Below are 15,316 nucleotides of genomic sequence, written 5' to 3' on the forward strand. Positions count from 1 at the left end.
TTAGGCCTCGTCTTTTTGAATTTGTTTATTATCTGATTTAGTAGAATAAATCCCGTTATGAATCACTTTACTTAGGGCGTTACTAATGGCGTGCCAGTTGGTAAAGGCAATAATGACTGCCAAAACCCACCACGCTTTATGCAAAAACAAACCACACAATGACAAAGCAAATACCAAATTAGCCTGATGACTGTTTATTTTTTCACTTTTATGGACGGCAATTTCATGTAATTGCCACAATAAATAAAGCACATAGGCTAATACCGTTAAGGTGATAACAAATATGACGCCCATAAAAAATTCTGAGTCGAGCAAGCCTAAAATCGTCGGCATTGGCTCGCTATAATAGCCTGCTGGAATATTGGTACCGTTAATGGTGGATAACAGCTTAAAAAATTGGCTAAGCAATATGAAAATACTAAAAATTGCCCCACCTTTGATGAGAGAAACTGTCCAGCATTTGAGCCTTGAAGCGCGCTGGTTTTTTACGTGCTCAACATTAACGTGATTATCGGATTTCATATTGAGAGAGCCCTACTTTGTTAAAATACTCGGTCACAAACACTTTTTTGTGTTTAACACGGTATTAGCTGCTTGCTGATGGGAAGTACTTTAAGGTAATAGGTGGTTAAGAAAAATAAGCTGAAATAGGGTTGTGGTATAAATGGTATTTATGAATGGCTGGTTTGAACTACTGTAACTGTTATGAGTGATTTAATGTCATATTGTTGATATTAAATGCTAATTGATCTATTAATGCTGTGATACTGCCTGTTTTATCGCTTCACGTATTTTAATGTGTTGTTCATCGTTTAAATAACGTCTGTGGTAAAGCATTCTAAACTGGATAGGCCTTAAGCTGAGTGGAACAGAGAAAATTTTGAGTCCTAGCTGTGGTGCAAGTTTTTCTGCAAATGCACGGGTTGAAGATGCAATATAATCAGTCGAACTTGCCAGCATTAACATGCTTGAAATAGAGCTGGTTTCAATAGTGAGTTTACGCGGCTTAATGTCTGTATCAGATAAAAAGTCCACGATATTCATATCTGCGCGTTTAATTTTCAACGCAATATGTTGTTCTTCAAAATAATTTTGCTCAGTAAGGGTATTCGTTATTCTAGGGTGGTCTGCTCTAACAAGGCATACCGCTTCGTCTTCAAATAATAGTTCTTCCACTACCGAGTGCTTTTTACTGGATGTGACATCAATGGCAATATCGACTTTTTGAGAAATAAGCGCATTAAATAGCTCTTCTTCAGATAAGGGCGCTTCAATAATATTAATGCCTTTTATATGACATACAAATGGCATCAAGCTTTCAGCACAATATACGTTTAAATTATTAATTTGTTGCTCAACAGATTGGATAATGTGTAATGGATCTTCAACTTTATTGGCTAAAGACACTGCAGCCCCAGTTGGCGAAATCCCTCTACCTTCACGTACAAATAGCGTGTTGCCCACCACTTTTTCTAAACGCTTGATTGCGGCACTCACCGCTGGTTGAGTTAGGTTTAATTGTTCCGAGGCTGCCGTAATTGAGCGTTGCTTATAAACCGCCAAGAATGTCGTGAGTAGATTAAGATCCAAATTAAAAGTCTCTAATATCAAGCGAGCGATTATTAAGTGAAACGATAACTACAAAATCCAATTATCGATTCATTACGATAGAGTAAATAGGCGTGCGTCGTCAATGATGGATAATTACAGTTTAGGGGAGTCGAGTACGGATTAAATAAACTGCAACAGGGCAATAAAGCATGGGGGATACATATGGGGGTACACATAAACAAAAACGGGCTTACCATTGCTGGAAAGCCCGTTTTTATACAATCACTTAGACATTAAGTCTTAGTTCATGCCGTATTATCTAATTTACCATTTTTTATGTTTCTGTGAGTTTGGTGTTGTTCGAGGTTTTTAATTTAAGTTGATAATTATCATGTGTTTACTGATAATGATGTTCTGAGGTGTTTGCGACTGTTTTGCTTGGTTAAGCAAGTGGTGTGTAGCACGGTGTGTAGCAAGTTAGGATTGATATGGCGGCTATTAATAAGTTATCAGACACGTTATTACGTAAGATTGTGGGTAAGCCCTATGTGGGGAAAGCTGTCATTGCAGATGGTGATGGGCTATCTGTTCGTATATCAAAAACAGGCGTAATTGGCTGGATTTTTAGATACCGACTTGGTGGTCGAGAGACTAACCCTAAGTGGGCTAGTTTGGGTAGATATCCTGAAACGTCAATCAAACAAGCTAGAGCTAAACGAGATCAGTGTCGAGAATGGTTAGATAACGGCGAAGATCCTGTTATTCAGTTATCACTTGTTAAAGTTAAACGTAAAGAAGCGGTCACAGTTAAAGAGGCGCTTGAGTATTGGCTGGTGGAATATGCCACAGAACATCGAAAAAACGTTGATAAGACAAAAGCCCAATTTGAACGCCATTTATACCCCTATATTGGAAAGTATCCTTTAGAGAAAACCACTAAACCGCAATGGTTGGAATGTTTTGACCGAATTAAGAAGGGTATCCCTAATGAACGAAAGGGAGCTCCAGTCGCAGCTGGTCAAGTCTTGCAAGGCGCAAAGCAAGCATTGTTATTTTGTAGAAAAAGAGAGTACGCCACCAGCTACGTTATTGATGACTTAACGACAACAGACGTTGGTAAGAAGCAAAATAAGCGAGATAGGGTTCTTAATGAGGTCGAATTACAAGATGTTATTGATAGCGTGAAAACATCAGCGTTTAAAAATTACTATAGTAATCTAATTTGGTTACTGATTGTATTCGGTGCGCGAACCCAAGAGGTTCGCCTATCAACCTGGAAAGAATGGGATTTTGAAAAAGGGTTATGGACCGTACCTAAAGCCAATAGTAAGACTGCAGAGTTGATTATACGCCCAATACCTAAAAGCATGTATCCATGGCTTAAAAGGTTAAAAGCTAAACATCAGAAGTCAGGGTATGTGTTGGGTGAATTAAAGAACTCTGAAGCTGTTAGTGCATATGGTGGCTCAATTTGGAAAAAGCTTGGACATGAAGATAAGTGGACTTTTCATGACTTTAGAAGAACATTAGCAACTCGGCTTAGTGATATAGGCGTCGCGCCACATATTGTTGAGCATCTATTAGGTCATTCTATTAGCGGCGTAGCAGGGATCTACAACCGCAGTCAGTATATAGATGAAAAGGCGATAGCACTTGATAAATGGTTGGATGTAATTGGCTTAATAGACAGTGAAATCGAACTATTAAATACTCAAATTAATAATTAGGAGTGATTATGTCAGCAGTTAAGGTTTCAATGTTAGCTGTTGGTAATGTTGATCAATTTGAAGTGACTTTAGAGTCGATTGGAAGTCTACGCTCGTTTGATAAGAGGTTAAGTGCCCCTTGTGTAGTGTCAACATTGCCCAGCAGCATACTGAGCTCATTAAAAATCATATGTGACGGCAAACTCATGTATGGTCACATTGCTTATGATTCAGAGCATGGTGAACTTATCACTTCACCGATAAGAATGTCATCTTTGTTAAAAGAGCTTGGATATCAAGTATTTTTATCTCCTGAATTTGAAGCTGCAAAATTAGCTGATGACCTGCCGCTAACTGCCGAACAGGAGCGAGAAAAAGCGACATATGAAAAGGAAACGGAAGGGGTTATATATTAGTTTTCGAGTTAATTTGCTAACAAGACAGCTGTATATCAGTGTCTGAATGTCTTGTTATCAATTCATTTGTATCTTTTGATCTGTATGCACATCTGTAATAACAATTTGGTGATTCTTAAACTTTTACAGAGTATGATTAAAGTCAAGTCAGTAAAATTTATTGCAGCGCTGCGAGGGAACGATGGCATTGGATATACAGAGTCAAAGCACAGATATAAAATCAGTAAATTTTAGCTTTCTCGAATCATATGACCCCATATTCATTGACTTAGCCAGCAGTGCTGAGCGTGCTTTTACTAGCGACCCTAATACGACATTGATAAAGCTTCGTCAGTTAGGTGAAGCAATGGCTCAGGATATTGCCGCTAGATGCGGTATTGAGCTTGATGGCAAAACGACCCAAGCCGATCTGCTTTATAAAATTCACCGTGACCTTAATTTAGAACCTGTAGTTCGCCAACTATTTCATTCTTTAAGAATCGAAGGTAATAAAGCTACTCATCAGTTTAGAACCCAGCATAAAGAAGCGCTAGAAGGTTTAAAGCTCGCTCGCAGTTTAGCAATATGGTTTCACCATGCCTTTGGCAATCTTAAAACACCATTTAAAGCAGGCCCGTTTGTCCCACCTCAAGACCCAAGTAAGCAGTTACAAGACTTGCAAACTCAAATTGAGCAATTACGCAGTGAACTAAACGATAACCACCAGCAGTTAACTGATAATCAACAGCTAACCGAATTAATCGCCCGTGAAAAAGAAGAGTACGCAGTCCTTGCTGAACAAATGGATGCAGAAGCGCGAGCTTTATCAAAGCAAGCAGCAGAACATGAAAAGGTTTTAGCGCAGCAAAAGTTACTTTTTGAGTCTCGTATTAAAGCGCTTCGAGCAGAATTGGCTCAACAAGCACAAGCAGACAGTAAAGCAGCCAGTAAAAATAGGTCAACCTTAAGCAAGCAAGCCAGCAAAGCCGGTAGTCATATTGAGCTTAGCGAAGAGCTCACTCGGGTGTTAATTGACCAGCAACTCAATGAGGCTAAGTGGACAGCTGATACCCAAAGATTAGATTATCGCAAAGGCACTCGACCCGAAAAAGGTAAAAACCTCGCCATTGCCGAATGGCCAACATCATATAAGGGCCAGCAGGGGCGAGCTGACTATGTGTTGTTTTGTGGCCTAACCCCTATTGCTATTGTTGAGGCTAAAAAAGAGAACTCCAATGTTGCGGGTAAAATAACTCAAGCAGAGCGTTATTCTAAAGGCTATAAACTGCCATCAACACAACAAGGGGCATGGGAACTCGAGGGGCACACCGTTGCTTGGGCGGATGAAGACGACGGCCACTATCACATTCCCTTTGTCTATTCCTGCAATGGCCGCGAATTTAATAAGCAACTGGCCGAGTTATCGGGCACTTGGTTTAGGGATACGCGCAAACACAGCAATGCAAAGAAAGCATTGCAACAGTTTCATTCGCCAGATGGCCTGCTCGATAAGTTAAAACGTAGCCGTGAAGATGCTGAGCAGCAACTCCAACAAGAGGGCTTTGATTACCTGGGGCTGCGTGATTATCAACAAAAAGCCATTGCAGCGGTTGAATCTGCTTTAGCGCAAGATAAAACCGAGTGCCTATTGGCAATGGCAACGGGCACAGGTAAAACCCGTACTATTATTGGTTTAATGTATCGCTTCTTAAAAGCTGAACGCTTTAGACGTATCTTGTTTCTTGTTGATAGAACCGCATTAGGTGAGCAAGCATGCGACTCCTTTAACGAAGCCAAGCTGGAACAAAACAAGGTACTATCGTCTATTTACAACATTGCCGAATTAGGCGATATGGCCAGTGAAGCCGAAACCCGCATTCAAGTGGCCACAGTGCAAGCCATGGTCAAGCGCATTTTTATGTCTGACACACCGCCACCACTTGATGAGTTCGACTGCATTATTGTTGATGAAGCCCACCGAGGCTATGCGTTAGATCAGCAAATGACGGAAGGTGAGCTAGCAACCCGAGATGCTAGTCAATACCTGTCTAGTTACCGTCGAGTACTCGATTATTTCGATGCGGTGCGTATTGGATTAACTGCAACGCCAGCCAAGCATACCAGTGAAATTTTCGGTAAGCCTGTGTACATCTATAGTTACCGCGAGGCCGTGGCAGACGATTGGCTTATCGACCATGAACCACCGATTAGGTATGAAACCCAACTTAACAAACACGGTATCAAGTTTGAAAAGGGTGAAACCGTTACCGCTATTAATACCCAAACAGGTGAAATAGAAACCGCTGATTTAGACGATGAATTAAAGTTTGATATTGAGTCATTCAACAAAAGGGTCATAACCGAGTCATTTAACGATGTTATCTGCCAAGAGTTAACCAAAGAGCTAGACCCATTCGGCGATGAAAAAACCATGATTTTTTGTGCCACAGACGTACATGCAGACATGGTGAAACGCCTATTAGACAAAGCATTTATTGAGCTGTATGGCGATGAATACAATCAAGCCGCCGTGGCTAAAATTACCGGCCAAAGCGATAAAGTCAGTCAGCTTATTCGCCAATACAAAAACGAACGCTACCCAAATATCGCTATTACCGTTGATCTACTTTCAACCGGCATTGATGTACCTAAAATTTGTCATTTGGTGTTTTTACGCCGTGTTAAATCGCGCATCTTGTACGAGCAAATGATGGGCCGTGCGACCCGTCGTTGTGATGACATTGGTAAAACCGCCTTCAAGATTTATGACCCTGTAGATATTTATAGTGCGCTTGAAGCCGTCAACACCATGAAGCCGATCGTCAAGGACCCTAACATCACCCTTGAACAGCTGGTGGAAGAGTTAAGTGATGATGACCAGTTAACACAGGCACTAGACGCTCCAGGTGAACAGGTAGGCACTAGCCACGCCGATGATGTACTTAATCAGCTTGGCCAAAAAGTCATGCGGGTGATGCGTAAAGCCGTTAAAAAGGCGGAGAATAAACCAGAGTTAAAAGCCAAACTCGATCAACTTGAGGGGCTATGGGGCGTTGCACCTGATAAGCTCCACCAGCATTTACATCAAATTGGACCTAAAGAGGCATCTCAATTTTTCAAACAACATAAAAGCTTAATCAATCAGTTAGCTGAGGTGCGTTATTTAGTTGGCAGTGACGCTATGCCAATTATCTATGGTGGAGATGATGCACTAATAAGCCGTCAGCAAAACTATGGCGTACACGAAAAGCCCGCTGATTATCTGGAAAGCTTTAACCATTTCATTAAGCAGAATATTAACCAATCGGTAGCCTTGTCAGTGGTGGTGAGTCGCCCTAAAGACCTCACGCGAGAACAACTGAAAGAAGTGAAATTAATGCTAGATGCAGCGGGTTATAGTGAGGCCCATTTGCAAAGCGCATGGCGTAAAAATACCAACCAAGACATTGCTGCCAGTATTATTGGTTATATTCGTCAAGCGGCGCTTGATGAAGCCCTTATACCCTTTGAGCAACGAGTCAGCAAAGCGATGCAACGTATATACAGCGAACATGACTGGAACCCGCTGCAATGTAAGTGGCTTGATCGTTTAGCCAAGCAGCTAGTGCATGAGGCTGTGATTGATAAGGCATTTGTAAACCAACGTTTTGCCGACCAAGGCGGAGTAAAGCAATTTAACCGTGTACTTGATGATCAACTTGATACCATTATCGATGAACTGAACGAATATCTTTGGTTAGCAAGTTAGCGTGATTATGTTGATGCAATCGACATATTCACTCAAAATACGTAACACATGTCGATAAAGTAAGCTTTTATAAACATGTTTGCTTTACATGTCGATTGAATCGACATAAGCTCACTGCATTCTCTATTTATGTCGATAAATGAAGGTTTTTTACACATGAAATGGCAAGCTGACCAAGCGTACAACCATTTACCGCCGTTACCGCTAGACAGCAAACTCGGTGAGTTGGCCGAAACCTTACCCATACTCAAAGCTTGTATTCCTGCCCGTGCCGCCCTTGCTGAGTTAAAGCAAGCTGATGAGTTACTGCCTAACCAAGGCCTGCTCATTAACTTACTGCCACTACTTGAAGCGCAAGGCAGTAGCGAGATTGAAAACATAGTCACTACCACAGACAAACTATTTCAGTATGCCCAAGAAGACAGCCAAGCCGACCCGATGACCAAGGAGGCGCTGCGTTATCGCACCGCTTTATTCCAAGGCTTTACTGAACTCACTAGCCGTCCATTGTGTGTAACCACGGCACTAGAAATTTGCAGCACCATCAAATCAGTCCAAATGGACGTGCGTAAAGTACCTGGTACCAGCTTAACCAATCAGGCCACCGGTGAGGTGATTTACACCCCACCAGCAGGTGAAGGTGTTATTCGTGACTTGCTCAGCAACTGGGAAGCCTTTTTACACAATGCAGATGATGTTGACCCACTGATTAAAATGGCCATGGCCCATTACCAGTTTGAAGCCATACATCCCTTTATTGATGGTAATGGCCGCACAGGCCGCGTGCTTAATATTCTTTACCTGATTGACCAACAGCTGCTTAGCTCCCCTATTTTGTACCTAAGCCGCTATATCGTGGCCAATAAGCAAGATTATTACCGCTTACTGCTAAATGTGACCACCAAGCAAGAATGGCAACCTTGGATCATCTTTATGCTTAATGCCGTTGAACAAACCGCTAAGTGGACCACCCACAAAATTGCCGCCGCTCGTGAGTTAATTGAACACACCACAGAATATGTGCGTCAGCAGTTACCTAAAATCTATAGTCATGAGCTAGTACAAGTGATTTTTGAACAGCCCTATTGTCGTATTCAAAACCTAGTTGAAAACGACATAGCAAAGCGCCAAACTGCCTCTGTTTACCTAAAACAGCTGTGTGACATTGGTGTATTGCAAGAGGTGCAATCGGGCAAAGAAAAGCTATTTGTTCACCCTAAATTCGTTACCCTGATGACCAAAGACAGTAATCAGTTTAGCCCGTACTTTGATGCGAGTAACAACAAGTAATTAAACCAACTAATGTAAAGCATGCAGTTAATTAGCCAGCAGCAATCATTAACCAAATTAAACATTGAGAACCCAATGAACAACAACGACATCGTACAAAAACTGTGGAACCTGTGTGACGTACTGCGTGACGACGGCATTAACTATTCTGACTACGTTACCGAGCTCGTCTTACTGCTATTCATTAAAATGGTCCACGAAAACAGCGAAGCGGGCTTACTCAATAAGCACACCCTACCAGAAGGCTGCCGCTGGACCGACTTAAGCGATAAGGACGGCTTAAACCTGCTTGATGACTATAAGCGTATGTTACTCACCTTATCGACAGGTAAAGACAGCGAAGGTAACACCCTACACGCCGACCCATTGATTCTAGCCATTTATGCCGATGCCCAAACCCGCCTGCGTGAGCCACGTCATTTAAAGCAACTCATTAAGTCACTCGACTCGATCGACTGGTTTAGCGCTCAAAAAGACGGCTTAGGCGACTTGTACGAAGGCTTGTTAGAAAAAAACGCCAACGAGACAAAATCAGGCGCAGGCCAATACTTTACCCCTCGCGCATTAATCGACTCTATGGTGCGGGTCATCAACCCACAAGCAGGCGAAGTCATTCAAGACCCTGCTGCTGGTACCGCAGGCTTTTTGATTGCCGCCGATACGTACATTAAAAGCCAAACCGATGAACTCTATGATTTAAACGACAAACAAAAAGATTTTCAAAAAAACAAAGCCTTTGTTGGGGTTGAGCTGGTCCCCTCAACCCGCCGCTTAGCCTTAATGAACTGCCTACTGCATGGCATGGAAGGCGATGATGAAGGGGTGGTGCATTTAGGTAACTCACTCGGCCAAGTCGGTGCAGCATTGCCTAAAGCCGATATCATTCTGGCTAACCCACCATTTGGTACCAGTAAAGGCGGTGATGCCTCGATCACCCGTGACGATTTAACTTACCCCACCAGCAACAAACAGCTAGCGTTTTTGCAGCACATTTACCGCAACCTTAAACCGGGTGGCCGTGCTGCGGTGGTATTGCCGGATAACGTGTTATTTGAAGCTGGCGTCGGTACCGATATCCGCCGTGACTTAATGCACAAGTGTAACCTGCATACTATTTTGCGTTTACCGACAGGTATCTTCTATGCGGCAGGCGTTAAGACAAACGTGCTGTTCTTTACCAAGGGCTCAGAAGCCGACAAGCACCAAGAAGAAAACTGCACCACCAATACTTGGGTGTATGACTTACGAACCAACATGCCAAGCTTTGGCAAACGCACCCCATTCGGTTCGCAGCATTTAACCCCGTTTGAGGTCGTGTATAACACTCCATTAGCCGACCGCAAGGAAGGTGAGTGGAGCTTTAATGCCGAAGAAGCCGCAGTTGATGATTCAGTTGTGAATAAAGGTATAGACGGCAGCGAGAAAGCGCAGCAAGCAAGTGACAGCCCTGAGCGTCCCTTAGTAAAAAGTCGTTGGCGCGTCTTTAGTCGTGATTTCATTCGCGACACCAAATCAGATTCATTGGATATCTCATGGCTTAAAGATGCTAACAGCGTCGATGCAGCTGATTTAGGTACGCCAGAAGAATTGGCAGGTGAAGCCATGACTGAACTAAAAGGCGCGTTGGCTGATCTTGAAGCTTTGGTTAAGTCATTGGCTGGTGGGGTGAAAGGATGAACCAAGTGATCCCTGAAGGTTGGGCATTAGCTAAGCTTGATGAACTTATCAGTTATGAAGGCGTTATTTCTGATGGTGATTGGGTCGAGTCTAAAGATCAAGATCCAGAAGGTAATATACGGTTAATTCAGTTAGCTGATATTGGTGATGGAGAGTTCCTAAATAAATCTAATAGATTTATGAATGTTGCGTCAGCTCAAAGATTAAATTGCACTTTCTTGAAAGAGAATGATGTTTTAATCGCACGAATGCCAGATCCATTGGGGCGGGCATGTTTATTTCCTAAAATTGAACATGAAGCCGTCACAGTTGTAGATGTATGTTTAATTCGCTTAGATGATAGAGCAGGCATTTATCCTAAAGTATTAATGCATTGGATAAATAGTTCTGTTATTAGAAATATAATAGCTCTTGAGGCAACTGGAACGACTCGAAAACGCATTACTCGTAAAAAATTATCACATTTCGATTTTCCGCTCCCCCCACTAGCCGAACAAAAAGTCATAGCCGACAAGCTGGATGAGCTACTGGCACAGGTGGAAAGCACTAAAGCCCGCCTCGATGCCATCCCCGCCATCTTAAAATCATTCCGCCAATCCGTCCTCGCCGCCGCTGTCAGTGGCAAATTGACGGAAAGCAGATCCGAATGGCGCAATGAACAACTCAAAAACTGTTTTGAATGTATTGACGGAGATCGAGGGCCAAATTATCCCAAAAAAGATGACTATTTACATAGTGGATATTCCCTTTTCCTGTCGACAAAAAATGTTAGGCAGTTTGGCTTCGACTTTAGTAATACAGTTTTTATTTCAAAAGAAAAGGACTCTATCTTACGGAAAGGTAGGCTAGAGCGAGGTGATATAGTTATCACAACAAGAGGAACCCTTGGTTATGTCGCCTCCTATGATGAAACCGTACCTTACGATGTTGTTCGTATAAATTCAGGCATGTTAATTCTTCGAAAGAAGGATGCGCAATTTATCAATGACTACTTCAAGATTCTCGTAGCATCTCCTTATTTCCAAAAGTTAATTGAAGATCAGAAAACAGGATCTGCACAACCACAGTTACCAGCGAAAATATTAAAAGATTTTGTTTTACCGATTCCTGAGTATGAAGAACAAAACGAAATAGTCCGCCGTGTCGAAGAATTGTTTGCTTTCGCCGATAAAGTCGAAGCGCAGGTCAATGCTGCACAAACACGGGTCAACAACCTCACCCAGTCGATACTCGCTAAAGCCTTTAGAGGCGAACTCACCGCCGACTGGCGCGCCGCTAACCCTGAACTCATTAGCGGCGAAAACAGCGCACAGGCCTTGCTTGAGCGCATCAAAGCCGAACGCGAAGCGCTTGCTGTTAAAAAGAAGCCAACTAAAAAGCCAAGAGTAAAGAAAGTCACTGCATAATATGAAAATGGTCGCTGGCCTAATAGTGATCACCATGGATAGAAAAGTACTGATGTTTAGTTAGATAACTTGAAATTCAAATCAAGATTAAAAATAAGGGAATAGTAAGTATGGTCACACTGCCAGCCTCTCTAAATATAGAGAAAATTGAGGATGTTATATCCAAAATATGTGAAGTACAAAATAACCAAGAGCTAGAGCTTCCTATCGCGTCAAAAAATCTTGCGTTTGGAGGCTACGCTGCGGCAATTCAGGCCGTAAATACTTGGGCTAGCTTTAATGAAAAACGTGAACTGGTTATTAAAGCAAGTTCGGCCGAGGTTGAAGAGCAATTAGCGAACATTGTTAAATCGCCATATAAGTTTACAGCTGCAATGATGGCAAAAACGGCTGATTTAAATATAGAACCTAAATTAGATGTGAAAAAATCAATAAACAGTTTAGCCAAGATGGCAATAGAACAACAACCCGAACATTCTTATGGGCAACAGCATGGACGACTTTGTTGGTACTCCTTTGTAGATCATAGTACCAAAGGATTTGACCGTAACTTTTACCTATCTTCACCCACCCAACATGCCGCACCACAAAGCTTAGAACAAATTACAAATATAATTAGTTCTATGGTGAGAAAGTCCTCTAATGTTGCTGGTGGAGGGGTGCTGCCTAAAGCTGATAGTGTGAATGAGTTAGGTCGAATGTTTTATGAGTTATTCGTTAATACACATGAACATGGTAGCCGTGATAAGAATAGAAATGCGTGGCTAAAGCCTGCAACTAGACTGATTTATACCTATGGCATTAATTTATCTGACGATGCTGTATCGAATTCAATTAGTCATGACGAAGTTTTACAAGGCTATTTAGCTGGGTTAAAGAAGACTGATCGGTCAACTAATCGATTTATTGAGGTTAGTATTATTGATGCGGGATTAGGCTATAGCGGGCGTTGGCTTGCTGATAACCCTAAAGATGGGACTATTGAGCAAATTTCTATTTCAGAAGAGTATGAAATACTTAAAAAATGCTTCAAATTTAGAAGTACATCCTCAAATAGCCTAGTTAAAGGTAATGGCCTACCTGCAGTAATGGCGAATCTCACTCACTTAAACGGATTTATGAGGGTGAGGAGTAATAGATTAGCTTTATATCGTGACTTTGTTGGGCAACCTTTTGTTGAGCAAGGAAGTGATAGCTATGAATTTATGGATTGGGACTCGCAGAAATGCTGTACTGAACATATTACTCAGAAAGCCAACGCCACTGGTGTATCGATTACTATATTAATACCACTTATTGATAAAAGTGAAGTAGCGGGGTATTCATTATGAGCCGTTATTTTTCATTTAGATTCAGAAAAGACATCCAAGAAGCAAAGCAATCGTTAGTGTTATTTTGCCATTCCGACATTGAAATATCTTCTTTGATTAAAGAAATCAAAGAAGATGTGATGTTGAATTTAGTGCCAAGTGACGTTGTAATTCTTGGTTATGGAATAACTGCTAGCGTAGTAGATGGAATTATTTCGAATTCAATGTTTGCTTCTGAATTTGAATCATTTGTGGGTGCTGTTGAGGATAAATTGGAATTCATCACTGTTGATGAAAATGGTGATATTACAACCGTAAGAGGCGGCGAAGCTGTATTATTTAAACATGAAATGATGCTTGCGGGTGCCAATGACATATTTAAAAGTAGAAAGGGGCTTATTACATCTTCACCTAGCTATCATTTTGCAAAACCATCAGGGGATCATTGTGATAAGTTTATTAGAGCATCAAATTTATTTACATCAGGGGTAGAAGTCGCATTTTTAGCTATTAGCTTACTACCATATTTAACTAATAATATTAAAAGAATATATGTTGATACTTCATCGATCTCATTCTTAGTCAGTATCGCAGTGCAGTTGTCAAAAAACTTCCAACATCAACAGCCTATAATTGAAAGTTTTGAATCATACTCAGTATTTAAAGAACCATATGGTTTTGTGACTAGCTCAGAAAGCTTGGTGATTGTATCTGCGACTACCAGCGGCGGTTTAGTTAAAAATCTCATTCGTGATAATGCATTTTCAACTGAAAATATTTTGACGTTATTCTTTTCACATATCCCTAGTGAGCAACGCGGGCTCTTTGATATATCGAGTGTTGTGGAGTCTGGTATCACTTCAGTACCAGAAGAACATTGTAAATTTTGCCAACAAGGCTCGAAGGTTATTCGAATTGAAGGTGAACAGTTTTTACCTGAAACGCCTAAGCATGAGCTATTAGTCATTAAAAAAGTTGATTTTGGTTCTAAGCGTCAAAATTTCTTTAAGGAATTTGCCGTTAAGGGGCTTTTGAAGTTTGATACTTCACCAAGAGATGATTGGGAAAAAGAACATTTTTATATTGATATAAACAAGTTGCTAGATCCTTGCCCTGACAATTTTAAAGATACGCTTACAAAGAAGCTCAATAAGCATTTTTCTAGAGATATCCAAACAGTAATTTCTTTGGATGACGAGGGATCGTGGGCGCTAACACAAACGATTCGGGCTGAAATTGATGATGAAACTATTAAGTGGGTCAAATACTCTGAGATAAATGAGGAAGAGCTTAAAGATAGTCAGTCAGTATTTGTAGTGGCTGGTGCGATAACGTCTGGAAGAAAATTACTTGCAACGGCAAGAAAGCTACGTGGCATCGCAAAGTCTGCAACGATTACTTACTTTGTTGGTTTTTCAAAATTACCAAATCAAACATCATTTGAGCAGCTTGAAAAAGACTTATGTTTAGGCGGGTTTGAGCTGGTTGTTTTAAGGAGTTGTAACTTACCCAGATTTAGTGAGAAGAGTAAATCGGTGTGGGAAATAGAAAAAGAGAAACTTTCAGCCTTCAGTGAGATTGAAGATCCATTATCTGACACCCCAGAGAGATTACCAAATCTACTGGCCGCTAGAGCTAAGACTCTTGAGGCAGCTTCCTCTGATGATTTGTTTTTAACATCAGCTATAGGTAAGCCATTGAAATTGAGGGAGACTTTTGCATTTTGGGGAGGGTTAAACCTAAGCACTCAAGACTCAACTCAAGCAGATGTTTATTGGACAATTCAGGCGATTTTGCATGATTTAAGGATTAAGAATGACAGTGGTTTAGCTACAACTTACCACTCGACATTGATTAGCCCTGTATGCTTTGACCGTTTTAATGATGGTGTTATACAAGCCTGTTTATTAAGAGCGGCAAAACCTATTGAGTTAAATTATGCCGTCGATGAAGTATACAGTCGTCAAATGACAGATATCATAATTGCAGTTATTAGAAACTGGGAAAACCCTCAAGGTGAAGCATCCTTAGAGTTCCTATTTGCACTATGGAGTGGCCAATTGAAAATACTTGATGGTCATTTGAAGGAAATTATTGAGCAAAAGATTAAAGGTGTATCTGATGATGTAACCTTTATATTGAAACAACTGGAGTCAACTTTAAATATTGGCTAAGGGCGTCAATTGGCCGAGCTAACCAAACATGATTAGCTCGGTTTTTGCTCTAGTACAAG

10 protein-coding genes are annotated in these 15,316 nt (G+C 41.3%); 8 read left to right on the forward strand and 2 right to left on the reverse strand.

Annotated features, from left to right (window positions below):
* Both L2672_RS13505 and L2672_RS13510 read right to left on the reverse strand, forming a co-directional pair.
* Positions 1–522, reverse strand: a complete 522-nt coding sequence (locus L2672_RS13505; protein WP_248996366.1) for a magnesium transporter — start codon at positions 520–522, stop codon at positions 1–3.
* Positions 523–753: 231 nt separating this feature from the next.
* Positions 754–1,590, reverse strand: coding sequence for a LysR family transcriptional regulator (locus L2672_RS13510; RefSeq protein WP_248996367.1), 837 nt, complete (start codon positions 1,588–1,590; stop codon positions 754–756).
* A 449-nt stretch (positions 1,591–2,039) separates the two neighbouring features.
* Between L2672_RS13510 and L2672_RS13515 the strand changes: the two genes are divergently transcribed.
* The 8 genes from L2672_RS13515 (at position 2,040) to L2672_RS13550 (ending at position 15,257) form a co-directional block, all read left to right on the forward strand.
* Entirely contained in the window at positions 2,040–3,278 is a 1,239-nt protein-coding gene (locus tag L2672_RS13515) for a tyrosine-type recombinase/integrase (protein WP_248996368.1), read from the forward strand.
* A gap of 8 nt (positions 3,279–3,286) precedes the next feature.
* The gene (locus L2672_RS13520; RefSeq protein ID WP_248996369.1) at positions 3,287–3,673 is read left to right on the forward strand and encodes a hypothetical protein; all 387 of its coding nucleotides are present in this window, start codon (positions 3,287–3,289) and stop codon (positions 3,671–3,673) included.
* A gap of 181 nt (positions 3,674–3,854) precedes the next feature.
* The gene (gene hsdR, locus L2672_RS13525; protein WP_248996370.1) at positions 3,855–7,400 is read left to right on the forward strand and encodes a type I restriction-modification system endonuclease; all 3,546 of its coding nucleotides are present in this window, start codon (positions 3,855–3,857) and stop codon (positions 7,398–7,400) included.
* A gap of 156 nt (positions 7,401–7,556) precedes the next feature.
* A complete protein-coding gene (fic, locus tag L2672_RS13530) occupies positions 7,557–8,690 on the forward strand; it encodes a protein adenylyltransferase Fic (protein ID WP_248996371.1) in 1,134 nt (377 codons plus the stop codon).
* A gap of 75 nt (positions 8,691–8,765) precedes the next feature.
* Entirely contained in the window at positions 8,766–10,367 is a 1,602-nt protein-coding gene (locus L2672_RS13535) for a class I SAM-dependent DNA methyltransferase (protein ID WP_248996455.1), read from the forward strand.
* Positions 10,364–11,773 (forward strand): restriction endonuclease subunit S, encoded by a 1,410-nt coding sequence (locus tag L2672_RS13540; RefSeq protein ID WP_248996372.1) that lies wholly within the window; start codon positions 10,364–10,366, stop codon positions 11,771–11,773. Before L2672_RS13535 ends, L2672_RS13540 begins: the two co-directional genes overlap by 4 nt.
* A gap of 110 nt (positions 11,774–11,883) precedes the next feature.
* Positions 11,884–13,104 (forward strand): hypothetical protein, encoded by a 1,221-nt coding sequence (locus tag L2672_RS13545; protein WP_248996373.1) that lies wholly within the window; start codon positions 11,884–11,886, stop codon positions 13,102–13,104.
* Positions 13,101–15,257, forward strand: a complete 2,157-nt coding sequence (locus tag L2672_RS13550) for a hypothetical protein (RefSeq protein ID WP_248996374.1) — start codon at positions 13,101–13,103, stop codon at positions 15,255–15,257. Before L2672_RS13545 ends, L2672_RS13550 begins: the two co-directional genes overlap by 4 nt.
* The last annotated feature ends 59 nt before the right edge of the window (positions 15,258–15,316 follow it).

The organism is Shewanella gaetbuli (assembly GCF_023284065.1).
GTDB classification, from domain to species: Bacteria; Pseudomonadota; Gammaproteobacteria; order Enterobacterales; family Shewanellaceae; genus Shewanella; species Shewanella gaetbuli.